At 68.1% G+C, this 22,864-nt stretch carries 18 protein-coding genes; 4 read left to right on the top strand and 14 right to left on the bottom strand.

Going from position 1 to position 22,864, the window contains the following annotated elements; all coding sequences use genetic code 11:
- Nucleotides 1–77 precede the first annotated feature (77 nt).
- A complete protein-coding gene (locus AC5P6H_RS11770; protein WP_495202658.1) occupies nucleotides 78–902 on the bottom strand; it encodes an alpha/beta fold hydrolase in 825 nt (274 codons plus the stop codon).
- A 186-nt stretch (nucleotides 903–1,088) separates the two neighbouring features.
- Between AC5P6H_RS11770 and AC5P6H_RS11765 the strand changes: the two genes are divergently transcribed.
- Complete coding sequence (locus tag AC5P6H_RS11765; RefSeq protein WP_014647466.1) at nucleotides 1,089–1,475, top strand: hypothetical protein; 387 nt, start codon at nucleotides 1,089–1,091, stop codon at nucleotides 1,473–1,475.
- Nucleotides 1,476–1,550: 75 nt separating this feature from the next.
- Here the strand turns inward: AC5P6H_RS11765 and AC5P6H_RS11760 are convergent, their stop codons facing one another.
- The 13 genes from AC5P6H_RS11760 to AC5P6H_RS11700 form a co-directional block, all read right to left on the bottom strand.
- Nucleotides 1,551–2,261 carry a DUF2968 domain-containing protein gene (locus tag AC5P6H_RS11760; RefSeq protein WP_014647465.1) on the bottom strand — a complete coding sequence of 237 codons (711 nt, stop codon included), beginning with the start codon at nucleotides 2,259–2,261 and terminating at the stop codon, nucleotides 1,551–1,553.
- A 106-nt stretch (nucleotides 2,262–2,367) separates the two neighbouring features.
- Entirely contained in the window at nucleotides 2,368–4,518 is a 2,151-nt protein-coding gene (locus AC5P6H_RS11755; protein ID WP_049408179.1) for a TadG family pilus assembly protein, read from the bottom strand.
- Nucleotides 4,519–4,526: 8 nt separating this feature from the next.
- Complete coding sequence (locus AC5P6H_RS11750; protein ID WP_049440896.1) at nucleotides 4,527–4,988, bottom strand: DUF3613 domain-containing protein; 462 nt, start codon at nucleotides 4,986–4,988, stop codon at nucleotides 4,527–4,529.
- Nucleotides 4,985–5,875: a tetratricopeptide repeat protein gene (locus AC5P6H_RS11745; RefSeq protein WP_495202657.1), complete on the bottom strand. Its 891-nt coding sequence runs from the start codon at nucleotides 5,873–5,875 to the stop codon at nucleotides 4,985–4,987. Before AC5P6H_RS11745 ends, AC5P6H_RS11750 begins: the two co-directional genes overlap by 4 nt.
- On the bottom strand, nucleotides 5,875–6,810 hold the full coding sequence (locus AC5P6H_RS11740) for a type II secretion system F family protein (protein WP_014647461.1): 936 nt from the start codon (nucleotides 6,808–6,810) through the stop codon (nucleotides 5,875–5,877). Before AC5P6H_RS11740 ends, AC5P6H_RS11745 begins: the two co-directional genes overlap by 1 nt.
- 28 nt (nucleotides 6,811–6,838) lie before the next feature.
- Nucleotides 6,839–7,795 carry a type II secretion system F family protein gene (locus AC5P6H_RS11735; protein ID WP_046431116.1) on the bottom strand — a complete coding sequence of 319 codons (957 nt, stop codon included), beginning with the start codon at nucleotides 7,793–7,795 and terminating at the stop codon, nucleotides 6,839–6,841.
- Between the two features lie 2 nt (nucleotides 7,796–7,797).
- Nucleotides 7,798–9,147 carry a TadA family conjugal transfer-associated ATPase gene (locus AC5P6H_RS11730; protein ID WP_014647459.1) on the bottom strand — a complete coding sequence of 450 codons (1,350 nt, stop codon included), beginning with the start codon at nucleotides 9,145–9,147 and terminating at the stop codon, nucleotides 7,798–7,800.
- The gene (locus tag AC5P6H_RS11725) at nucleotides 9,132–10,388 is read right to left on the bottom strand and encodes a CpaE/TadZ family protein (protein ID WP_041863560.1); all 1,257 of its coding nucleotides are present in this window, start codon (nucleotides 10,386–10,388) and stop codon (nucleotides 9,132–9,134) included. The genes AC5P6H_RS11730 and AC5P6H_RS11725 overlap by 16 nt, the downstream gene beginning before the upstream one ends.
- 27 nt (nucleotides 10,389–10,415) lie before the next feature.
- Nucleotides 10,416–11,774, bottom strand: coding sequence for a type II and III secretion system protein family protein (locus tag AC5P6H_RS11720; RefSeq protein ID WP_180835396.1), 1,359 nt, complete (start codon nucleotides 11,772–11,774; stop codon nucleotides 10,416–10,418).
- Between the two features lie 18 nt (nucleotides 11,775–11,792).
- On the bottom strand, nucleotides 11,793–12,827 hold the full coding sequence (gene cpaB / locus AC5P6H_RS11715; RefSeq protein ID WP_197606048.1) for a Flp pilus assembly protein CpaB: 1,035 nt from the start codon (nucleotides 12,825–12,827) through the stop codon (nucleotides 11,793–11,795).
- 25 nt (nucleotides 12,828–12,852) lie between these two features.
- The gene (locus tag AC5P6H_RS11710) at nucleotides 12,853–13,329 is read right to left on the bottom strand and encodes a TadE/TadG family type IV pilus assembly protein (protein WP_032962550.1); all 477 of its coding nucleotides are present in this window, start codon (nucleotides 13,327–13,329) and stop codon (nucleotides 12,853–12,855) included.
- Nucleotides 13,326–13,871, bottom strand: coding sequence for an A24 family peptidase (locus AC5P6H_RS11705; protein ID WP_126412472.1), 546 nt, complete (start codon nucleotides 13,869–13,871; stop codon nucleotides 13,326–13,328). Before AC5P6H_RS11705 ends, AC5P6H_RS11710 begins: the two co-directional genes overlap by 4 nt.
- Before the next feature lie 89 nt (nucleotides 13,872–13,960).
- Nucleotides 13,961–14,149 carry a Flp family type IVb pilin gene (locus tag AC5P6H_RS11700; RefSeq protein ID WP_005416979.1) on the bottom strand — a complete coding sequence of 63 codons (189 nt, stop codon included), beginning with the start codon at nucleotides 14,147–14,149 and terminating at the stop codon, nucleotides 13,961–13,963.
- 693 nt (nucleotides 14,150–14,842) lie between these two features.
- On the opposite strand from AC5P6H_RS11700, the gene AC5P6H_RS11695 reads away from it, so the two are divergent.
- The 3 genes from AC5P6H_RS11695 (at nucleotide 14,843) to AC5P6H_RS11685 (ending at nucleotide 22,800) form a co-directional block, all read left to right on the top strand.
- The gene (locus tag AC5P6H_RS11695) at nucleotides 14,843–15,823 is read left to right on the top strand and encodes an AraC family transcriptional regulator (RefSeq protein ID WP_495202689.1); all 981 of its coding nucleotides are present in this window, start codon (nucleotides 14,843–14,845) and stop codon (nucleotides 15,821–15,823) included.
- 235 nt (nucleotides 15,824–16,058) lie between these two features.
- Nucleotides 16,059–21,896 (top strand): ESPR-type extended signal peptide-containing protein, encoded by a 5,838-nt coding sequence (locus AC5P6H_RS11690; protein ID WP_495202656.1) that lies wholly within the window; start codon nucleotides 16,059–16,061, stop codon nucleotides 21,894–21,896.
- Nucleotides 21,897–21,957: 61 nt separating this feature from the next.
- Nucleotides 21,958–22,800, top strand: coding sequence for an OmpA family protein (locus tag AC5P6H_RS11685; protein ID WP_134808999.1), 843 nt, complete (start codon nucleotides 21,958–21,960; stop codon nucleotides 22,798–22,800).
- Nucleotides 22,801–22,864: the final 64 nt, after the last annotated feature.

Raw genomic sequence — 22,864 nt, 5'->3', positions numbered from 1 at the left:
ACAAACGACTTAATCCCCTCCGTCCCCTTTTTGCGATCGAAGGGGCGGCGGCACCGTTACAGTGCCGCCGCGGCACATCAACTGCGCGCGAACGCCAACAGGTCGGCGTTGAACTGCTCGGCGTGGGTGATGGTCAGGCCGTGCGGGGCACCGGCGTATACCTTCAGTTCGGCATTCTTGATGATCTGCGAGGAGAGCTTGGCCGAGGCATCGAACGGGACGATCTGGTCGTCATCACCGTGCACGACCAGTGCCGGCACGTCGATCTTCTTCAGGTCTTCGGTGTAATCCACTTCCGAGAATTCGTGCACGCAGTCGTACTGGCCCTTGACGCCACCGAGCATGCCCTGCAGCCAGAACGCATCACGCATGCCCTGGGTGACCGTGTTGCCATCGCGGTTGGCGCCGAAGAACGGGGTGGTCAGGTCCTTGAAGAACTGCGAACGGTCGCCGCGGGTGCCCTTGCGGATGCCGTCGAAGACCTCCAGCGGGGTGCCGGCCGGGTTGCCGGCGGTCTTGAGCATCAGCGGCGGCACGGCGCCGACCAGCACCACCTTGGCCACGCGCGTGCTGCCGTGGCGGCCGATGTAGTGGGCCACTTCGCCGCCGCCGGTGGAATGGCCGACCAGGATCGCGTCCTTCAGGTCCAGCGCCTCGATCACTGCAGCCAGATCGTCGGCGTAGGTGTCCATGTTGTTGCCGTCCCAGGTCTGGCTGGAACGGCCGTGGCTGCGGCGGTCGTGGGCGATCACGCGGTAACCGTTCTGGCCCATGAACAGCATCTGCGGGTCCCAGGCATCGGACGACAGCGGCCAGCCGTGGGCGAACACGATCGGCTGGCCGTTGCCCCAATCCTTGTAGAAGATGCGGGCGCCGTCGGCGACGGTGACGAAGTTGCTCATTGCAGGTTCCTTGGCGGAAGGGAGGGAAGGCACCGGCAGGCTGCCGGTGCCTTCGGCAGTACAGCGCAGGTGCCGGCGACGGACTTGCACCGCTGTGCTGGATTGCAGAGGATGTGACGCATATCGCTCTGGCGGGACCCGAGTCGCGCGCCGAGGATGTCCGCAGCCCGCCTGTGGAATGCCCGGATGCCCGCCACGCGATGGTCCCTGCTGTTGTGCCTGCTGTTGCCGATGGCCGCGCCGGCTCAGACCAATGTCTACAAATGCGTGGATGGACCGCATCCGGTCTACCAGCAGACACCCTGCCAGGGCCGGGCGGCGTGGCGCTGGGATGTCCCGGCGGAGCAGTCATTGTCCCGTGGGGCGGTGGTTCCCGCAGTCACGCCATCGAAGCCGTCGCGTCGCCCGCGTCGTGCCGTCCGGGCGCAGGGCGCATTGATCACGATCAGTACGGATGCGGCGGCCTGCGAGCGTGTGCGCCGCCAGCGCGGACAGGCGCTGCTCAAACGTCGGCGGTTGGATTTCGTGCAGCGCCGGCAGCTGGATGACGCGGTCTACGACGCCTGCCAGTGAAGTGGTGCACTGAAGCGCCGAAAACAACAACGGCGCCCTGGGGCGCCGTCGTGTGCAATGCCGTGAGTGCAGCTCTCAGCGGCCGTCGCTGGTGGCGGCCGGTGCCGGCGAGGGCACGCTGTCCGGCTTGGGCAGGCTCAACTCCGGGTTGCCCTGTTCGGCCTGCAGGATCTGGATGCGGCGCTGCAGGGCGTCCAGCTGGCTGTTGGTGCTCTGCACATCGGTGCTGAGGCTGACTGCCTGCTGCTGGGCCTGCTGCAGGGCGGCGCTGACCTGCGCCGACTGTGCCTGCTGCTGTTCCATTTCCTGCTGCAGGGTGCGCAGGCGTTCTTCGTTGTAGGCCACCAGGCGCTCGGTGTAGCGCTTGCCGGCTTCCAGGCGCGTGGTGTCGATGTAGACCTGGGCCAGCTGCTCGGACTGCTGCGCGAAGGTGCGGTAGACACGTTCGGCGTTGTCCACCGCATCGGTCTTGATCACCCGCCAGAAGTTCTTCTCCTGGAACAGGGCGACGTAGTAGGTCAGGGTATTGGCGTTGAACAGCAGGCTGGCGCCGTAGTTGCCGTTGTAGGTGGTGCGCAGCTCGGTCAGCTGGCGCGAATCCATCAACTGCTTGAGCTCGTCCACGGTATTGCGCACCACCGGCGCGCTGCGCGCCGGTTCGGCTGCAGCCTCGCGGTCGCCACGCGCGGCCATCGCCGCCGGTGCCACCAGCATCATGGCCACGGCCAGCACTGCTGCGTTGCGCGCATGCCGGGCGAAGACCGCGCCCCCTGAAGTTTCTCGCATGTCTAGACCATCCACGGATGAGTGTGGGTTGAGATGAAGGTGGGTTCCCCGCCGGGAGTCTAGCATGGGCGCGGGCGCCGCCAAGGGCGGCGGTCACGGCGCGATTTCAATAGACCAGCTGTGCCGCGCTGCACTGGATCGACTGCACGTTGACGTCCGTCCGGCCCAGTTCCAGGCCCAGCACGCTGGCCAGCAGGTTGGTCAGCAGAGTGCCGACACTGTTGAGCACCGGTCGCAGTGCGGCCAGGATCGGCTTCAGCACGGTGCACAGCAGGCCGCTGCAGCTGACGCTTCCGTCCGGGTTGGCGACGCCGCTGCCACCGGCGCCATCGAGGAAACCCGCCGGCGCGGTCTGGATGTACGACGCCAGGTTGTTGCGTACGCAGCCGTTGTAGTCGATCAGGTTGCCGAGCAGGCTGTCGCAGCGGTTGATCAGCAGGCCGCCGACCAGCGAGCCGAGCAGGCCATCGAGCAGGCCCAGGCCCTGGCCGGTGACGGTCGTCCTGTAACCGGTCCACACCGAACCGTCTTCCCAGCAGGTGGTCAGGCCCAGCAGGCAGGGCTTGGGGACGCCATTCTTCACCGTCCAGTTGCCCAGCGGGGCGAGGTTGCGTGCCGGATCGCCATCGCGCAGCAGCGGGATGACCTGGTCGACGTTGTAGCGTCCGCCAGTGGGAAAGGCCGCCTGCAGGTAACGATCGGCCAGCGCCTTGGCCGTGTCGTTGGCACTCATGCCCTGCTTGGGCGAGCTGAGCATGCCCGACAGCACCCGCAGCAGCTCGTTGACCAGGCTCGACACTGCGTCACCGATCGCGAGCGGATTGATCCGGGTCGAGCCGGTCTCGCCCGCAGCCAGGGTCAGGTTCTGTGAGCCGGTGAGGGCGGGCAGGGTGATCCTGTCGTTGATCAGCGGCTGTCCCAGCAGCTTCAACAGCTGTTCGTTCTGCAGCGTGGCGTCGCAGACATTGGCCTTGGAGAATCGCTGTGCGGGGTCGACGTTGCCGACGCAGGCACGCAGCACCGATGAATCGACCTGGATGGTGGCCTTGGGGGGACTGCCGCCGCACTGGATGCCGGTCAGGGTACCCATGCCGTTGGCCACGTCGACGTGCAGCGGCAGGTGCAGGCGCGTGCCGAGCAGGTTCAGCAGCGGCCCAAGCGCGAACAGGTTGTTGCTGTCCACGTCCACCATCAGCCGCACCTGCGCATTGTAGGCGCGGGTGCCGACGCCGCCGATGGCGATCGACGGCGGCTCGACCACGCCGCCCTGGATGTTGATGCCCAGCAGGTCCAGCCCCTTGATCGTCACGCCGTTGCCATCGTTGGCGATGGAGATGGCGGTGCTGATCAGGTTGAGCACGTTGATCTTCGATTCCAGTGCGCTGCCGACGGTGCCGTCGGGTGAGACAACTTCCGCGAACAGCCCGCCGCCGCCGGCCTGGCTGCCGAGCACGATGTTGAGCTTGTTGATGTCCAGCTGGGTGGCGACCAGGTCGGACAGGGCGCGCAGCTGCACACCCACCGTCGAGTCACGGCCGACCACGGTGGCGGTGGCATCGACCAGTTGCGCCAGCGAGATCTTGTTGACCGACAGCAGGCGGTTGAAATCGGCCACGCTGAGGTTGGCGCTCACCGGGATGTTGAGTGCCTTCAGCAGGCCGGATGGGGTGACGTTGGCCTGCGCCAGACCGTCATAGGACAGCACCGTGGCATTGCTGACATCCAGGCCGACCAGGCGCAGGGTCGACAGCAGCACGGAATCGCCATTGGTACGCAGCAGCTGCGAGCCCACCGCGAACACCGCCGTGGGCTCCGAGCGGCGGGCGACCGCCTGCACGCTGACGGTCGGCAGGCTGGTGTTCTGGCCGAAGAAGGGCAGCACGCTGCGCTCGGCGATCACCTGCACCGCATTGCGCGGGTTGCTGGCATCAACGCTGGTGACGAAACGGTTGCTGGTACCGCGGCTGGCACTCCAGTTGCCGCAGCGGACCTGCAAGGTGCCTGCGAACCTGTTCTGGGCCAGTGCGCTTTGCCGGGCGGCGCTGTTGTCGCTGTTGTCCGCGCTGCACAACTCCAGTCGCTGCGCGCCGGCCAGTGCGGCCAGATCGGCAACCTTCTGCGCATCGCGCTTGGCCCAGAACAGATAGCCGATCTCGATCAGGCCCAGCATCGCCAGCAAGGCCAGCATGACCAGCATCATGGTGACCGACATGCCGCCGCGTGCGCGGCCGAAACTGAACTGGCGTGGGCGTTTCATGGCCTACCTCAGCGTCCGGAGGAGGAGGCATCCTTGGACCGGGCAACATCGGTCTCAAAGAAGTCCGGGATCTCGTGTTCAAAGCTCTTCAGGTAACGCGCATAACTCAGGGTGGCCTGGTCACCCAGGATCGGCAGGCGCTGGCCGGCCTGCTGTCCCGACGCCTGCAGGCGGAACAGGTTGCGGGTGGCTTCGCCGCTCTGCAGGCGCGCACGCGGTGTTGCCGGCGGGGCACCGTCGGTTGCGGGGAGTGCCGGTGGCACCGCTGCCACCGCCGCGGATGCGGCGGGTGCGGCCAGCTCCACGGTGGGAAGCGGCTCGGCCTGCATCGGTGCTGCGGCCGGTGCCGACGGCAAGGGGCCACCGAGCATCTGTCCGGTCAATGGCTGTTGCTGGGCCTGCACGGCACCGGCAGCAAGCAGGCAGGACAGCACGGGCAACAGGCGTCGGGTCAGGCGCATCGCAGTCATGGTGTGCTTCCGGTCGGGTGTTCGGTGGTGCTGAAGCGTTCCAGCATCGACGGTGGCAGGCGCTGCGGATCGCGCTCGTCACGTGCTTCGCGGCGTGGTTCGGCTGCCAGCCGGGTACTGCCCGACGCACGGGCGCCGTGTTCGCTGCTGACCGCGGACGCAGGCGCAGGGGCGTTGACGGCGGCCGCCGCCTGCCGCTGCTGCAGGCGCGTGCGGATCTGCTGGGCCTGCTGCTGGATGCTGCGGCGCGTTTCGTCGTTGAGGTTGGCCTGTGCCGCCAGGCGCTCCGCGGTGGCCTGGTCGCCGCGCAGGAGCGCCCACAGTGCGAGATTGGCCGTGGCCTTGGCGTTGCCTGGCGACAGTTCCAGGGCCTTGGCCAGCGGCTCGCGCGCCTGGTCGAACTGGCCGGCGCGCAGCCGCGCATAACCCAGGTCGCCCAGGTAGTCGGTGTTCAAGGGCTGCAGTTGCGTGGCGCGCGCCAGCGCCTGTTCGCTGCCGGCGTCGTCATCGCGGCGTGCAGCGATCAGGCCCAGGCCGTGGGCGGCCGCAGCGGCCTGCGGCCCGCTGGACAGCTCGCGATACAGCGCGACCGCTGCGTCGCTCTGGCCAGTCTCGCGCAGGGCGTCGGCCTGCAGCAGGCGCAGGGCGGGGCGATCACCATAGCGTTGGCGGAAGGCCTCCACGTGGGCGAGCGAGGCATACCAGGCGCCCTGCTGCTGCATGCGCTCGATCAGCTCCAGATAGGTGTTGCGGCTGTCCTGCGGATCGGGCTCCGGCGGCGCAAGGCTGGGCGCCCGCACGTACTTCGGCGTGGTCGATGCGCAGCCACTGGCCAGGGTGGCGAGGGCGACGGCAAGCAGCAGGCAGGGGGTGCGCAGGGCAGGCATCAGGGCGATCCCATCTTGGACATGGTGGTGGCCAGCGCGACCAGCGCTGGACCGGCAAGCACCAGCATCAGTGCCGGCAACAGGGTCAGCATCATCACCACGGTCATCTTCACCGAGAGCTTGCCGACCTTTTCCTTCAACGTGTTGCGGCGCTGCTCGCGCAGGCGGATGCTGAACTGGCGCAGCGGTTCCTGCACGGCGCCGCCGTGCGCATGCACCTGCAGGATCAGCTGCATCAGGCTGGCCAGGTCGTCATCGGCGTAGACCTCGCTCAAGCGCCGCAGTGACTGCGCGCGGGTGCGGCCGTGGGTGTAGGCCACGTTGGCTTCCTGCAGTTCGCCGCCCAGTACCGGCAACGCATCGCGCAGCTTGTCGCCCAGCGTCTGCAGGCTCTGGTCCATGCTGAAGCCCACGCCCTGCAGCAGGCGCAGCAGGTCGATCAGCAAGGGCAGTTCGTTCTCGACCGCGCGGCGGCGGCGCTTGACCCACGACGACAGCACGAACTTGGGCAGCAGCAGCCCGGCCGCCAGCGCACCGATCACCACCATCACCCTGGCCAGACCGTGCGCGCTGCTGAACGCCAGCGCCAGCGCCAGCACCAGCAGCGCAAGCAACAGGCGCAGGCCGAGATAGATGGCGGTGCCGCGGCGCGTGTTCCAGCCGGCCAGGTCCAGCAGCAGCCTGTCCTCGTTGGCCAGCAGCGCGGCCTCCAGGCGGCCACCACTGAGCGAGCGCCCGAAGCGCTCGAGCCAGCCCAGCGAGTCGCGGCGCGTGGCCTCGGTGTCGCGGGCTTCCTCGCGCGGCTGCAGGGCGGTCTTCAGCGCGGCCGAGGTGCGGTGCTCGCGATGGCTGCGCACCCAGCCGGCAATGCCGAGCAGGGCGACGCCCGCTGCCAGCACCAGCAGCGAAAGGGCGAACCAGGCGCTGGCGCTCATCGGGCACCTCCCGGGTAGCTGCGGGCGGTCATAGCGATTTGGCCAGGCGGTACAGCAGCAACGCCCCGAGCAGTTCCAGGCCCAGTGCGATCAGCAGGATCCTGTGGCCGAGCGGGTCATGCAGCACCGGCTGGAAGAACGCCGGGCTGGAGATCGCCATCAGCACCGCACTGGCCGGTGGCAGCAGCCCCAATACCCAGGCCGACATGCGGGTTTCCGACGTGGTGGCGGCCAACTCCTGCTGGGCCTGCTCCAGGTCGCGCATGAAATCACCCATGCGCTGCAGGATCTGGTCGGCGCGCCCGCCGATGCGCACGCTCACCCCGATCACCACCGCCAGCACCTTCAGCACGTCCATGCGGTACGGCTGTGCGGCCAGGCTCAATGCACGATCCAGCTCCATGCCGCTGCGCGCATAGCGCACCGTGGTGTCCAGCAGGCCGCGCAGTGGCGCGCTGGTCTGCATCGAAGACACCTGGAACGCGGCCTGCAGGCTGTTGCCCAGCGCGGTGAGGCGGACCAGGTTGTCGAGGAAGTCCGGCATCTGGTGCAGCAGCTGCGCGCGCAGTCTCGTGATCCGGCGCATCACCCACAGCCAGCAGCCCAGCAGGTACAGCAGAAGGGTCAGCGGAAACATCCAGGCCGTGCCCAGCCGCACCGCCGCCACGACCGCAAGCACCAGTCCCGGTACCAGCAGCATCAGTGGCAGCTTCCAGCCCGGCTGCAGGCCGGCGCGCTGCAGGACGCCATCCCAGGGTAATGCGCGGCTCCCACTGCTGGCGGGGCGGGCCGAATCGTTCGCCGCCGCAACGGCAGGCCCGGCCGGCACCGCACCGGCCGTGCTGCCGCGTGCCAGCTGCTGCTCGGTGTGCTGCAGCGAGGCCTGGCGCTGTTCACGGCTGCTGGCGGTACCCCACAGCCAGACGGCCAGCGCCAGCAGCACCGAGATGATGCTCAACACGCCCAGCAGCAGGCCGGTGCCCATGTTCAGAAGTCCCCGTAGAGTGATTCGCGCAGCTGCTGGCGGAACGGCTCCAGCTTGTGCGAATGCGGATGGAAGCCCAGGCCGATCCAGCGGTCGGTCTCGCGGCCGGTGCCATCGATCTGCACCTCGTGGCGGAACATCTCCTGGGTGGTGATCAGGTTGTCGCTGACCCCGGTGATCTCGGTGATCGAGACCAGCACCCGGCGCCCGCTGCCCAGTCGCGAGATCTGCACGATGAAATCAATGGCGCTGGCGATCTGCCGGCGCAGGCTGTCTTCGCTGCCCTGGAAGCCGGCAAACCCGGCCAGCATCTCGATGCGGTACAGGCAGTCGCGCGGCGTGTTGGCGTGGATGGTGGCCATCGATCCGTCGTGGCCGGTGTTCATCGCCTGCAGCATTTCCAGCACTTCAGCGCCGCGCACTTCGCCGACCACGATGCGGTCCGGGCGCATGCGCAGGCTGTTGCGCACCAGGTCGCGGATGCTGACCGCGCCCTGGCCCTCGGCGCCGCCGATGCGGCTCTCCAGGCGCACCACGTGCGGATGGTTCAGCGAAAGCTCGGCGGTGTCCTCCACGGTGATGACGCGCTCATCGGCCGGCACGTAGCTGGCCAGGGCATTGAGCAGCGAGGTCTTGCCCGAGCTGGTGCCGCCGGAGACCAGGATGTTGCAGCGCCCCAGCACCATCGCCTTCAGCAGTGCCTGCATCGGTGCGTCGAAGGTGCCCTTGGCGAGCAGTTCGTCGGGGGTGAACGGGTCCTTGCGGAACTTGCGGATGGACACCATCGGTCCGTCCACCGCCAGCGGCGAGATGATCGCGTTGAGGCGGCCACCGTTGGGCAGGCGCGCGTCGACCATCGGATTGGAATCATCCAGCCGGCGGCCGAGCGGGGCGAGGATGCGGCGCAGGATGCGCAGCAGGTGGGTATCATCGGTGAAGCGCTGGGTGGCGCGCTTGAGCTGTCCGCCCTGCGAAACGTGCACGTCCTTGAAGCCGTTGATCAGGATGTCTTCGATGGAGGGGTCGTGGAGCAGGTCGTCCAGCGGGCCGAAACCGGTCAGCTCCTTGACCAGTCCCTCGGCGACCACCTGCATCTCTTCTTCGTTGATCGGGATGCGCCATTCCTGGATGAAGCCCACGGTCTGCACCTGCACCCAGCGGGCGATGGTGTCCGGGGCCCAGGAATCGATGTCGATGCGCTCGTCCTCGATGCTGTTGAGCAGATGCTCATGCGCGGCCGACAGCACCTTCTGGTACTGCTCGGTCTGCGCGAACGGCAGGTGGCCCGGGGCAGATTCGGGCAGTACCGGGCGGGCAACGGCATGCGGGAACGGGGTTACCTTGTCTTCCATTGCGATCCACCCAGGGCAAGGGAGAGTCTTTCCCGCAGGCCATGCGGCTGGACCGGGCAGGCGGCCGGATCCAGGCGCGACACGAGCGGGGCGAGGGCACGCAGATAGGGGTCGCGCGGGGCATCCTGCAGCAGCAGGTGTCCCTGGCTGGCGGCCAGGCGCACGCGCGGTCGTTCGGGCAGCGTCGCCAGCAGCGGTACTTCGAAGCGGCGTGCGATCTGTTCCGGGCTCATGCCGCTGCTGTCATCGTGGCGGTTGATCACCAGTTGCAGGCGCTTCTCGCGCTCACGCTGGCCCGCCAGGTGCTTCAGGGCCTGGTCCAGAGAAACCAGCGTGGCGATCGAGGCATCGGTGACCAGCCAGATCTCGTCGGCCTGGTCCAGCAACAGGGGCGGAAGCTGCCGCAACGGGCAGCCGCCGGCATCGCACAGCACGCTGGCGAACACGCCGCGCAGGCGCTGCAGCAGCGCGCCAGGATCCGAGGGCGGAACGGCATCGCTGCCACTGGCACGATCCAGCAGCACCAGCCCGGAGTCATGGCGCGCCATGGCCGTGCGGGCGAGGGTGGCATCGATGCGGCTGGCATTGCGCAGCGCGTCTTCGTAGTGGAAGCGGCTGTCGAGATTGAGGTACAGCGCGAGGTCGCCGGAGGGCTGCGCCAGCTCCATCAGCAGGCCGTCCTGCTGCACGGCTTCGCCCTGGGCCAGGGCGCGCGTCTGCTGCGCCAGCACCGAAAGATGTGCGGCCAGGGTGCTGGTGCCGACGCCGGCGCGCACACCCAGCAGCACGATCAGGCGTGCCTTGTGTGCGTGCTGGGCAACCGCTGCCGGGCGCGGAGACAGGGCGCGCCGCAAGGCCGCCTCGATGCCTGCGTCGTCACTGTCCAGGTCCAGTACATCGCGCAGGCCGGCGCGCAGCGCGATCACCACGCCTTCGACCTGGCCGGCGCTGGTGGCGCCCACGGCCACCAGCGGCAGGTCCGGTTGGGTCTGCTGCAGCTGCTGCGCCAGCACGCTCGAGGCGGCCGCATGCTCGGGCCGGAAGTCGAGCAGCACCAGGCTCTGCGGGCCGCGTTGCAGGTCCTGGGCGGAGGTGGGGGCGTTGCTGTCCTGCCAATGCAGGGCGGTGCTCGGCGGCAGCTTGGCGGCCAGCCGGGGCAGCAGTTCGCGGTCGATGCCGTACAGGACCAGGTTCATTGGCGGTCCTTGCGGATGCAGCGGCTGGGCGGTGGCGTAGGGCATGGGCGTGGTATCGCAGGCATCATGGAGTCAGCGCGAGAATCCGGGCACCGGGTCCTGGCTGACCGGACCCAGCAACCAGGAACCCCACTCGGGGAGATGCGGCCTGGCTTCGCGCTCGCCGGGCAGCGGCAGTTCGGTGTTGCGCGCCAGTGGCTGCACCAGGCGCGGGGTGACGATGATCACCAGCTCCTTGTCCTGGCGCTTGTAATCGAAGTTGCGGAAGAACGAGCCGATGATCGGCAGGTCGCCCAGCAGCGGAATCTTGCTGACGTTGGAGACGATGTTGGAGCTGACCAGGCCCCCGATGACGAAACTCTCGCCATCACCCAGCTCGACGGTGGTGTCGGCGCGGCGGGTGGTGATCGAGGGAATCTGCACGTTGTTGAGCACAATGGCATTGCTGTAGTCCAGGTCGCTCGCTTCGGGCGCTACCTTCAGCGCGATGCGGTTCGCTGCCAGCACGGTCGGGGTCACGGTCAGGCCGATGCCGAACGGCTTGTAGGTGATGGTGGTAGTGCCAAGCCCCTGCGGTTCCAGGATCGGCAGTTCGCCACCGGCCAGGAAACTGGCGCTCTGCCCGGACAGCGCCACCAGCGTCGGCTCGGCCAGTACGCGGGCCATGCCATTGGCCTGCAGCAGTTCGACATCGGCGTTCCACAGCCCCTTGGTCGAGCCGAAAACAAGGCGGAATGCCGAGGAAATCGGCGAGACGGCCTCGTTGCTGCTGTTGCCTTCCTTCATGCCGGGCAGCAGGCCGGTGTTGCCCGGCAACCCGGTGCCGGGCCGCGCGAAGCCGTAAGCGAAGCCGCCGTTGCGGTTCTGGAAGTTGATGCCGATCTGCTTCATCGCGGTCTTGTTGAACTCGACCACCTTGACCTCGACCTGGACCACACCGCCGCTGCTGATGGTGGACGTATCGGCAAGCGCACCTTCCTTGCCCAGTGCCATCGCCGCCGTGCGTTGTTCCTGCATGTGCGAGAGCACGCTGTCAGTGCTTCCCTGCAAAAGGCCCTGCTGGTCCTGCTGGGTGAACACCAGATCGTTGCCGCCGGTGCTGGCCGCGCCCTGTACGGCGCTCTGCACCCGTACTGTCACCCGTTGCGGCTCGGCCTGCTTGCGGTGCCACAGCAGCAGGGTGGTGGTGCCGGGCATCCTGCCCACCAGCAGCGCCTGGCGCTGGCCGCGCAGCATCACGATGTCGGCAACGCCGGGGTCGGCAATGGCCACCCGTTCCAGGTCGGCCGGCAGGTTCCAGGGACGCTGCTCACGGGCCTGCAGCACCAGGTCATCGGCGGCCACGCTCGTTGCCGGTGCCAGCAGCACCAGCAGCAGGGCCAGCCACCGCTGGCGGGGAGAAAGGCGTGGACGGCGGTGACGTTCGGTCATGGATGCGCTCGATGCTGGTCAAAGGGAGCCACGGGGGGCGGAACTGTCGCCACGGATGATCTCGATACCCGAAGCGCGCGGGGCGCTGCGACGGGGCGCCGGCGCACGCGCGGGTGCATCCGCGTTGCTGCGTGGCGGGGCGCTGCCGCGGCCGGCCAGCGCGTCGCCGTCGATACCGGCGAAGGCGTGGTTCTCCGGGCGCTGCAGCGCCAGCTGCTGCTCTGCGTCGAGCCCACGCAGCGGATCGATCACGCCGCGCGACTGAGGGAACAGTGCGAGGTCGGGCAGGCCGGTATCGGCGGGATTGCGCAGCGCCAGGAACAGCTTGCCCTGCTGCGCACCCAGCAGCAGTCGATTGGCGTCGGCCACCGGTACCGCCAGCACCGCGCTGCGCGCGGGTTGCGGGGCTTCATTGCTGCTGTGGCTGCCGCCACTGCCGGTGATGTCGGCCGCGCGCGGGTCGTTGCGGGTGTCGGCCTCGCTATTGGAGGTGGCTTCCGAGGCGACCGGCGCGATGTCCTGCTGCCCATAGCTCAGCACGCGCAGGCGCGACAGCAGCAGGCGCGTCTGCGCGGCTTCGGCGGGGCTGTTGACGCTGGGCTGGGCATTGCGCAGGTTGAGGAAGACGTCGACGAAGTCGCCGGGAAGGATGCGGTTGCCGGCACCGACCAGTTCGTCCACGGGCACGGCCAGTGCGCGCTCGCCCGGCCGCAGCTGCAGCGAGAAGCCCTGTGCCAATGCGCTGCTGCTGACCGGGCTGCCTTCGGCGATGTCCTGCACCGGCACCTTGCCGACCACGGCGGCGATGCTGGTGGCGGCACCGGCGACGGGGGATGTGCGCTGGGCCAGGCGCAGGTCGTTGGCGCTGATCGGCTCGCCCGCGGGCAGGCGCGCCACGGCTTCCACCACCGTGATGGCCTGCACTTCGTTGTGCGTGATCGGCGCGGCCGTGACCGGTGCGGCCGGTTTGCGCCCGATCATGAAGGCGATCAGCGCCAGCAGCACGGCCAGGCCGATCAGGGCGACGGCAGCGATGCGGGTCAACTTGAGCATGGAACCGTCTCCAAAATACCGGTCATCAGTTGCCGCTGCCGAGATCGAGCTGGGCGACCGCGACGCTGCGGATGGGAGCCTGCATCACCCACTTGTAGAGCGTGGCGGTGCCGGGCAGGAAGGGATGGCTGGCGTAGTCGTAGCTGACTGTCACGGTCATGCACTGGGCCGTGGCCAGGCCGGCGCAGGGCGCCTGCGCGGACACCACGATGGCATTGCTGCCCCCCGCGCTGCAGTCCACGTTCTGCTTGGAGAACTGCAGCAGCCATTGCATCGAGGTGCGTGCGGCGACGCAGGCTGCGGTGCGCCGTTCGCCGGCCGTGCCGTAGCGCAGCGAGGCGCGCGCGCCTTCGGCCGAGGCGGTGGCCAGGGTCTGCTGTGCTGCCATGATCATCACCCCGGAGAAGGTGAACAGCAGCAGCGGCAACAGGCCGAGCATCAGCATCAGGGCGAACTCGATGCTGGCGACGCCGCGTTGCCGGCGCGGGCTGCGGATGTTCATGGTGCACCTCCGTAGATGCTTGCCAGCACCCAGCCGATGGCGGCGAGTGCGAGGTAGGCGGCATAGGGAATGCCACGTCGTCCCTGGCGTGCGGTCTGCATGTCGCGCAGGGCCGGATGCGCGTGCCATTGCGTGCTGGTGCGATTCACCTGCATCTGCAGGTGGCCGGGCAGCAACACGCCCAGGCGCCGGCCCGCCAGCACCAGCACGGCGTGCAACCCGGCGGCGAGGCTGGCGACCAGCCAGACCGGCAGCAGCGCCTGCCAGCCCAGCATCAGCCCCAGCACGGCAAAGAACTTCACGTCGCCGGCGCCCATCCAGCGCAGGGCATAGAACGGCAGCAGCGCCAACAGGCCGAGCGCCGCGCCGGCAACGTGGGGCAGCCACGGCTGGCGCGGCGCACTGAACTGGCCGAAGACGATCACCACGGTGGCGATCACGCAAGCGGCGATCAGCCAGGCGTTGGGCACCCGACGGGCATACAGATCACTGATCGCGATCCGCAGGCATACGCCGATGGCCAACAATCCCAGCAGTGTCATCGCACACTCCGTCGTCCGTCACTGGACGGTCTTCGCCTGGTTCCATGCGCCCCACCGTCGCGGCTCTGCCGGCCGCGCGCGGTCGCCGCTCAGGTCGTCGAGCCCGACGCCTTGGTGGCCAGTGCGGAGAGGTTCTTGAACAGCGTTTCGAAGAACCCCTTGATCTGGTCGTTGCCGACCGCGATCAGGACACCAGCGATGACGGCAGCCAGCAGCCCGTACTCGAGCGCGGTGACACCGTCTTCTTCCTTCAGGAATTTGCGGATCGATGCGTTCATGACCAATGTCTCCCTCTACCTGTCTGCGGATGCAGTACACCTGCGTTGGGCGGTGGCCCGGCTCCGCCGGGATCGTCCGTGGGCCTCCGCGCGTCCTGGCGGAGGAGGCACGGCGGGATGGGCCCGCTGTGCTCAAGCAGGGTGATCGTCTCCAGGCAGGCCGCCAGCCGCACGGTCGCGACCGCTCGGCCCGGGGCCGGTGGTCGAGGCATCCAATGATGCGTGCGTGGTCATGCTGTCCCCCTGGGTGCGGCCGGATCAGTTGGCCGGATCACCGTGCTATCGACTTTGCCTGAATGGAAGTTGGCTGCAACAGGAACCTATATGCAAATTCGGCAGAAACCCCGCGATGCTGAAACTTTCAGGCCGTTTCTGTGACGAGAATCCGTTCGAAGGCAAAACGATTCATGGTCGTGCAGATTATGTGATTTCCATTTTCCGGCGCATGCGAGGACCATGCCAATGGCGCCGACATTTTCTTCATCTGTGTATCTTTTTTCTTCATTGCAGCCCGCGGGTTTACCTTCGCCGATTATCGGGCATACTCGCATTCAAGCTGTTGCATTTCCATGGTTGGCCGCATCGGAGCCGATGCGGCCTGCACGACAACGGAAGTGGTTTCTGGATCGCTGCGCGCCCTGTCAGGCAGTGGGGGCCGCATCGCATGGCGGATCAACGGGGGACAACACTGTCATGGTCGATGGTGGGGTAGGAGACAGCGGCGACAGCGGCCTGCGGTCGATAGACCTGGCCACGCTGAGCGGCGTGCTTCGTGTCTGTGATGTCGAACTGCTGCTGCTCGATGGCAATGGGCCACGTGCGGCATTCGCTTCGCGCGTGCACGAGGAAGCCCTGTTCTGCAGCATCAGCTGCGGTTTCCACTGCCGCGGCCGTTTCATGCTGCCGCCGGACTGGGCGATGCTCGGGTACCTGCACGCCACCGATGAGACGCTGAGCTGGTGCCATGGCGTACCGCTCACGCCGGGGATGGCGTTGACGATCATGCCGGAAGGCATCAGTGAGTTCACCCTGAGCCCAGGCACGCACATGACCCTGATGCTGCTGCCGGTGGCACGGGTGCAGCGCAAGCTGACCGAACTGAGCCTGCGCAGCACGCCTCCCGCTGGCCAGGCACTGTCACTGTTCAATCTGGCCAGCGAAGGCACGCCGTTGGCACGCCACTACCAGCAGCTGCACCTGCAGCTGGGGCAGGTTGCAGGCCTGCAGCCGGAAGAAACTGAAACCCTGCTGCACGAGCATGTGCAGGCCCTTCTGGGTGCCGGTGCGGCGGATCGCCCGGGTTGCAGCCGTGCACGGCGTACGCATTATCTGATCGCACAGCGGGCAGAGAACTTCATGCGGCTCAACCTGCGCCGCAATATCTACATGAATGAAATCTGCGATGCGGCTGGGGTCAGCGAGCGCGGCCTGCGTTATGCGTTCGAGGACCTGTTTGGAACCTCGCCCAACCGGTATCTCTCCATGCTGCGCCTGTGCGCGGCCTGCCGCAGCCTGTCGATGGCCGATTCCAGCCGTCGCTCGGTGAAAGCCATCGCCCTCAGCTGCGGCCTGTGGGATCTTTCGCGCTTCGCCGACAATTACCGCAAGGTATTCGGCGAACTGCCGCGCGATACCCTGATGCGCGCGCCCGCGCAGATCGGCCAACCGGCCTGAGCCAAGCCCCGCAAGGGTTTTCGCGGCATTCGTGCCGGAATTGCACATCCGCTTGCCGATCATGTTGCCGCTTCTGCATAAACGGCTGCCGATTCCGGCCGTGGATTTGCCGGAATGCGCGATTGCCGTGCCGGATTGAAGTGCGCCGCCACCGTTGCAACCGCTGAAATGTCAGTCACCTGCCTAACGGCAAGTCCACTGACATTCCAGTTGTTCGCCTACGGGGGAAATGCTCATGAACCGCATCTACCGGCGTGTATGGAACCGCCAGCTCAATGCTCTGGTTGTGGCCTCGGAACTGGCCACCGGCGACAGCGGCGGCGGCGCCGCACGCGATCCGCGCGCCTTCCTGCTGATGCCCACCGCGCTGGCCCTGGCACTGCTGTGCGCGCTGGCCAGCGGCCACGCAGGGGCATCGGAAACCAATCAGTCGCTGCGCGACCTGCAAGCGCTTGCGGCGAAGTATGCGCAGCCGATGCCGGTCAAGGTCGACGCGGAAGTGGCCTTGGCTGCCGCCGCGCGACAGGCGCAGAGCAGCCCCGCGATCAGTGCGGACGCTCGCCTGGGCCTGCAGTTGAACACCACATCGCTGCCGGTGGTGCGTGACGTATTGCCGGCCGCCGTGCAGGTGAAGCTGGCAGCGAACACCACGCCGAAGCAGGTGGCCGTGCCGGCGCTGGCGGCCGATGTACGCGCCACTGTCGGCCTGGGCAACACTGCGATCAAGGCGGCACAGGTGGATGCATCGCTGGCAGCGCACGTTGCGCCGGGCGCGCAGGCGCCGCTGGGCGTGGCTGCCGATGCGCGCGCCAGGGCCAAGGTCGGCATCGCTGGCCATCAGGTCGCTTCGATCGATTCGGGTGCCCAGGCGGCAGCGGGCCTCAGCGGTTCGTCCCTGAAGGCCTCTGTCGACGGCGACACCGACGCGCATCTGGCGGTGGCTGGCCATCACATCGAGGGGCAGGGCCAGGCCCGGGCGACGGCGGCGGTCACGCTGCCGGCCAAGGAGGAACTGCCGGGTGACACGCATGATCGCGCCATCAGTGCCGCGTTCGATGCCGGCGCCGCGGGCAAGGTGCGCGTGCAGGCGCCGGACGGCCAGGAAGTAGTCGCCGATCGCAACCTGAAGCTGGCCGGGCAGGCAACCGTAGCCGCGCAGCACAGCGCGCTGGGCGTCGGCGGTCTGGTGGGCGGAGCAGTGGATGCTGTCGGCGGGACGCTTCACGGTGCCGCGGGTGCGGTCGGTAGCACGGTGGGTGGTGCGCTGAACGGCACCGTTGGCACGGTGGGCGGTGCAGTGGGCGGCGCTCTGAACGGTACTGTCGGAACAGTCGGTGGCGCAGTGGGCGGTGCACTCAACGGCACAGTCGGCGCGGTCGGCGGTGCAGTGGGTGGCACGCTCAACAACGCGGTGGGCGCAGTCGGTGGTGCGGTTGGCGGTGCACTGAACGGCACGGTAGGCAAGGTCGGTGGCGCAGTGGGCGGCGCTCTGAACGGTACTGTCGGAACAGTCGGTGGCGCAGTGGGCGGTGCACTCAACGGCACAGTCGGCGCGGTCGGCGGTGCAGTGGGCGGCACGCTCAACAACACAGTCGGCGTGGTCGGTGGTGCAGTTGGCGGTGCACTGAACGGCACGGCAGGCACAGTTGGCGGCGCCGTGAGCGGCGCGCTCAACAACACGGTCAGTGCGGTCGGTGGTGCTGTGGGCGGAGCTCTGAACGGCACCGTTGGCCAGGTCGGCAGCGCAGTGGGCGGTACGCTCAACAACACGGTCGGCGCAGTCGGTGGTGCAGTTGGCGGTGCTCTGAACGGCACGGTCGGCACAGTTGGCGGCGCAGTCGGCGGTGCACTGAACGGCACCGTCGGTACCGTCGGCGGTGCGGTGGGCGGAGCTCTGAACGGCACCGTTGGCCAGGTCGGCGGCGCAGTGGGTGGCACGCTCAACAACACGGTCGGCGCAGTCGGTGGTGCAGTTGGCGGTGCTCTGAACGGTACTGTCGGTACTGTTGGCAGTGCAGTGGGCGGCGCGCTCAACAACTCGGTCGGTGCGGTCGGTGGTGCTGTGGGCAGCGCACTGAACGGCACTGTCGGTACCGTCGGCAGTGCAGTGGGTGGTGCGCTCAATGGCGCGGTTGGCCAAGTCGGCGGCGCCGTGGGTGGCGCTCTGAACGGCACTGTCGGTACCGTCGGCAGTGCGGTGGGTGGCGCTCTGAACGGCACCGTCGGCCAGGTCGGCGGTGCAGTGGGCGGCACGCTCAACAACACGGTGGGCGCAGTCGGTGGCGCATTGAACGGTACCGTCGGCAGTGCGGTGGGTGGCGCTCTGAGCGGCACCGTCGGCCAGGTTGGCAGCGCGGTGGGCGGCACGCTTAGCAATACCGTCGGCACGGTCGGTGGTGCAGTGGGCGGCATTCTCAACGGCACCACCGGTAGCCCGGGCACAGGCCTGGGCGGTGTGCTGGGAAGCACGCTGGGCAACGTCGGCAGCGCGGTGGGCAACCTGCTCAACGGCAATCTCAATGGCACTGTCGGCAACCTGGGCAGCGCCGTGGGCGGCCTGGTGGGTGGCACGCTCGGCAGTCTCGGCCTGACCCAGCCGTCGGCGATCCCGCCGACCAGCCCGAAGGCACCGGCGCCGGCCGACCCGAATGCCGGCCTGATCATCGGCACCGGTGGCCTGGTCGGCAATGTCGGCCAGCTGATCGGGCCGACCACCACCAGCCTGTTCGGCGGCAATGGCTACCTGAGCAATGGCAATCTCAAGCTCAGCAATGCCAACGTGATGCAGACCTATTCGACGGTCAATGTGCTGGGCCTGCCGGTGGTGAACCTGTCGCCGGTCGGCAGCACGCTCAACGGTCTGGGCGGCGCGGCCACGGGCGGCAGCTCGCACCTGACCCTGATCGGTGGCGTCACTTCCGACAGCTACATCTACAACATCAACAACGGCAATCCGGGTGGCCTGCTGGGCCTGCTGCTGCCGAAGGATTCCCCGGCCTGGGCGGCCAAGTGCCTGGACATCGCGCTGGCCGACATCTCCTGCTGGGCCGTCAACGCCGCGCAGGACTACCAGGTGCTGATGGGCGATGGCGCCTTCGCCAACGGCTCGAAGGAAGTGGTGATCGGCGCCAACGCACGCCATGAACTGCCGAAGGTCGATGCCAATGTCGCCTTCCCCGGTGATGGCGTGAACGATCCCAGCAACCCGACCGGCGTGCCGACGGCCGACTATGCCGCGCGCATGGGCCATTCGGTGATCGTCGGCGACAGTGCCGTCGGCACCGCCAACGGGCAGACCCTGCTGGGTGCCGAGTCCACCTCCAACCAGGCCAACTCGGTCGCGCTGGGCTACCGCTCGGCCGCACTGCGTGGCGCGCAGGCCAGCTACAGTGCCTACGGCCTCACGGCGCCGCAGGTCTCGGCCGGTGAAGTATCGGTGGGCACCGCCGGTGGGGGCGAGCGCCAGATCACCAACGTGGCTGCGGGCAGCGGCAACACCGACGCGGTCAACGTCGCGCAGTTGAAGGGCGCGATCAGCCTGATCAACGGCGTGGCGGATGCTGCGGTGACCTACGATCTGGACGCCGGCGGCAATCCGAACTATCGACGGGTCACCCTCGGCGCAGGCACCGGCACCACCACCATCGGCAATCTCGCCGCCGGTGCGGTCACCGCGGGCAGCCTCGAGGCCGTCAACGGTGGCCAGCTGGCGGCAACGAACAGCGCGATCGCCAGCTTCTTCGGTGGTCGTGCAGCCTTTGACCCGGCCAGCGGCATCTTCACCGCACCGCTGTTCGAGATCAGCACGATCTCCACCACCGGCGCCATCGCCCAGGGCCTGTACACCAACGCCACCGATGCCTTCGCGGCGGTGGATGGTTCGCTGGTCAACCTCAACACGCAGATCACCGATATCCGCAACGGCGGTACCAAGTACCTGCGGGTGAACTCGACCGGTACCGAGGCCGTGGCCAGCGGCGCCGATTCGATCGCGGTCGGCACCAATGCGCGGGCGACGGCAGCCAACAGCATCGCAGTGGGTGCGGGAAGCCTTGCCGATCGTGCCAACACGGTTTCCATCGGTGCCGCTGGCGCAGAGCGTCAGGTCATCAACGTGGCGGCCGGTACCGCGGCCACCGATGCGGTCAACGTGGGACAGCTGCAGGCCTCGGAGCAGGGGGCACTGCGCTATGACCTCAACGCCGATGGCAGCGTCAACTATGCCAGCGCCACGCTGGGCCAGGCCGGCACCGCCACCACGCTGCGCAATCTCGGCCCGGGCCAGGTCAGCGCCACCAGCAGCGAGGCCATCAACGGGGCCCAGCTGTTCGCCGCCAACCAGGCTGTGGCCACCCACCTCGGCGGTGGTGCTGCGGTCAGCGCCAGCGGCGTGCTGACCGCACCGACGTACTCGATCAACAACGTCGCCGCCAACGGCACCGTGACCAAGGGCAGCTACAACGACGTCGGCACCGCCTTCGATGCGGTCAGCAACTCGCTGGCCAACGTTGCCGACCAGACCGGCGAGATCGACAAGCTGGCCGTGAAATACGATGTCGACGGCAGTGGCAACGTGCTCAACAGCGTGACGCTGACGGGCACCGGTACCGGTGCGGTGAAGATCACCAACGTCGCCGCCGGCAGCATCCTGGCCGGCAGCAGCGACGCCATCACCGGCGACCAGCTGTTCAGCACCCACAGCACCATCGCCAACTACTTCGGCGGCACCACTGCCTACAACGGCACCACCAACGCGTGGACCGCGCCGACGTTCAGCATTTCCAGCATCGCCACCGATGGCACCTTCACCAGCGGCGATTACAACAACGTCACCGCCGCTTTCACTGCCGTCGATGGCTCGCTGAAGGTCCTCAACCAGCGCATCACCAACGGTGGCGGTGGCAGTGCCTACCTGGCGGTGAACTCGACGGCGGCCGCAGCCACCGCGGCCGGTGCGGAAGCGGTGGCGGTCGGCCCGCAGGCCAGTGCAGCCGGTGCCAACAGCGTGGCGGTCGGCAACGGTGCCAGCAGCAGTGCCGGCAACAGCGTGGCGCTGGGTGCCGGTTCGGTGGCCAGCGTTGGCGCACAGAGCGGCTATACCGGCGCCTACGGCCAGACCGGTGCCAGCAACTCGGCCGGTGAGGTCTCGGTCGGCAGCAGCGGCAGCGAGCGCAAGATCACCCACGTTGCCGACGGCTCGGACACCTACGACGCAACCAATGTCGGCCAGCTGAAGAACGGCGTGAATTACGCCATCGACGAGTCGAAGAAGTACACCGACCAGAAGATCCAGAACATCACCAACGTGGCGGGCAGCTTCCGCGCCAACAACACCAACAACCTGGCCGATCCGTCCGCCAGCGGCGCCAACTCCGCCGCCGGTGGTGCAGGCTCCACTGCCGCCGGTGCCAACTCGACCGCGCTCGGCAATGGTTCACAGGCGCAGGCCGACAACTCGGTGGCATTGGGTGCAGGTTCGGTGGCGAACCGGGCCAACACGGTCTCGGTGGGTGCCAGCGGCGCCGAACGCCAGGTGGTCAACGTGGCCGACGGCTCGCAGGCCACCGACGCGGTCAACGTGCGCCAGCTGCAGGCCTCGCAGCAGGGCACCATCCGCTACGACACCACGGTGAACGGTGCGACCAACTACAACAGCGTCACCCTGGGCAGCACCAGCAGCGGCCCGACCACGGTGCGCAACGTTGCCGCTGGCACCGCCGGTACCGACGCGGTCAACGTGGATCAGCTGAAGTCGGGCATGGCGCAGACCCTGGACTGGTCCAAGGCCTACACCGACGAGCGCATGGGTGGCTTCGAGCGCGACCTGCGCAAGACCGACAACCGTGCTTCGGCCGGTATCGCCTCGGCGATGGCCACCGCAGCGCTGCCGCAGCCCAGCGAGGCGGGCCGCAGCATGGCCTCGATCGCGGCTGGCAGCTACAACGGCGAATCGGGCGTGGCGCTGGGCATCTCCGGTGTCTCCGAAGGCGGGCGCTGGATCTACAAGTTCAGCGGTTCGACCAACAGCCGTGGCGAGGCCGGCGTGGCCGTCGGTGCCGGCATCCAGTGGTGATCCCCGCCGCCGGGCCGCACCCGCGGCCCGGCATCGCGGAAACGTCTACAGGGGGAATGACATGAAACAGCATCGCATCGCCCGCGCCGCCCAACATGCCGCTACGCTGGGCCTGATCCTGGGGATGGGCCTGCTGGCCGCCTGCCGCAGCCATGCGCCGGCCACCGACGGTCCCGTCGAAGCCACCGCCGTGCAGTTCCCGGAGGCCTCCAGGGCCTCGTTGAAGGAAGGCATCTATCCGGACGTCGCCGACCTGCGCCGCTTCGCGCCGGGCATGAGCAAGCGGCAGTTGTACACGCTGCTGGGCACGCCGCATTTCAATGAAGGCATGTGGGGCGTGCGCGAGTGGAACTACCTGTTCAACTTCCGCACCGCGCAAGGTGCGGAGTATTTCACCTGCCAGTTCCAGGTCCGCTTTGACAGCAAGGGCATTGCCCAGGCGGGTTACTGGAAGCCGGAATCGTGCGCGGCCGTGCTGGAGCCGCCGCGGCCACCGGTCCCGCCGGCACCGGCACCGGCACCGCTGCCGGAACAGCCGCTGCGGCTGTCGGCCGACGCGTTGTTCGGCTTCGACAGCGCGGTGCTGAGCGCGGAAGGGCAGCAGGCGGTGCAGGGCATCCTGGCGCAGGTACGCGAAGCCGCACAGGTGCAGTCGATCAGGGTGACCGGCTATACCGACCGTATCGGCAGCGCCAGCTACAACCAGTCGCTGTCGCAGCGCCGCGCCGAGGCCGTGCGCAGCGCGCTGGTGCAGGGCGGCGTGCCTGCGGCCAGCATCAGCGCCGAAGGACGCGGCGCGGCTGAGCCGATCGTGCAGTGCGGGCAGCGCAACCGGCGCGAGCTGATTGCTTGCCTGGCGCCGAACCGGCGCGTGCAGATCGCCGGGATGGCACAGCCACGTTGACCCTCCTGCGCCGGGGCTGTGCCCCGGCATCCCGAGTCCCCCCTGACCGCCGGCAGGCGTGGCA

This window comes from Stenotrophomonas sp. YJH_SMC_110 (assembly GCF_059369255.1).
This window is presented reverse-complemented; position numbering and strand designations above follow the sequence as displayed.

Bases quoted from the DNA above. Each gene is read 5' to 3' on its own strand.
- AC5P6H_RS11770 (WP_495202658.1), bottom strand. From the start codon at position 902: ATGAGCAACTTCGTCACCGTCGCCGACGGCGCCCGCATCTTCTACAAG.
- AC5P6H_RS11765 (WP_014647466.1), top strand. From the start codon at position 1,089: ATGCCCGCCACGCGATGGTCCCTGCTGTTGTGCCTGCTGTTGCCGATG.
- AC5P6H_RS11760 (WP_014647465.1), bottom strand. From the start codon at position 2,261: ATGCGAGAAACTTCAGGGGGCGCGGTCTTCGCCCGGCATGCGCGCAAC.
- AC5P6H_RS11755 (WP_049408179.1), bottom strand. From the start codon at position 4,518: ATGAAACGCCCACGCCAGTTCAGTTTCGGCCGCGCACGCGGCGGCATG.
- AC5P6H_RS11750 (WP_049440896.1), bottom strand. From the start codon at position 4,988: ATGACTGCGATGCGCCTGACCCGACGCCTGTTGCCCGTGCTGTCCTGC.
- AC5P6H_RS11745 (WP_495202657.1), bottom strand. From the start codon at position 5,875: ATGCCTGCCCTGCGCACCCCCTGCCTGCTGCTTGCCGTCGCCCTCGCC.
- AC5P6H_RS11740 (WP_014647461.1), bottom strand. From the start codon at position 6,810: ATGAGCGCCAGCGCCTGGTTCGCCCTTTCGCTGCTGGTGCTGGCAGCG.
- AC5P6H_RS11735 (WP_046431116.1), bottom strand. From the start codon at position 7,795: ATGGGCACCGGCCTGCTGCTGGGCGTGTTGAGCATCATCTCGGTGCTG.
- AC5P6H_RS11730 (WP_014647459.1), bottom strand. From the start codon at position 9,147: ATGGAAGACAAGGTAACCCCGTTCCCGCATGCCGTTGCCCGCCCGGTA.
- AC5P6H_RS11725 (WP_041863560.1), bottom strand. From the start codon at position 10,388: ATGCCCTACGCCACCGCCCAGCCGCTGCATCCGCAAGGACCGCCAATG.
- AC5P6H_RS11720 (WP_180835396.1), bottom strand. From the start codon at position 11,774: ATGACCGAACGTCACCGCCGTCCACGCCTTTCTCCCCGCCAGCGGTGG.
- cpaB (WP_197606048.1), bottom strand. From the start codon at position 12,827: ATGCTCAAGTTGACCCGCATCGCTGCCGTCGCCCTGATCGGCCTGGCC.
- AC5P6H_RS11710 (WP_032962550.1), bottom strand. From the start codon at position 13,329: ATGAACATCCGCAGCCCGCGCCGGCAACGCGGCGTCGCCAGCATCGAG.
- AC5P6H_RS11705 (WP_126412472.1), bottom strand. From the start codon at position 13,871: ATGACACTGCTGGGATTGTTGGCCATCGGCGTATGCCTGCGGATCGCG.
- AC5P6H_RS11700 (WP_005416979.1), bottom strand. From the start codon at position 14,149: ATGAACGCATCGATCCGCAAATTCCTGAAGGAAGAAGACGGTGTCACC.
- AC5P6H_RS11695 (WP_495202689.1), top strand. From the start codon at position 14,843: ATGGTCGATGGTGGGGTAGGAGACAGCGGCGACAGCGGCCTGCGGTCG.
- AC5P6H_RS11690 (WP_495202656.1), top strand. From the start codon at position 16,059: ATGAACCGCATCTACCGGCGTGTATGGAACCGCCAGCTCAATGCTCTG.
- AC5P6H_RS11685 (WP_134808999.1), top strand. From the start codon at position 21,958: ATGAAACAGCATCGCATCGCCCGCGCCGCCCAACATGCCGCTACGCTG.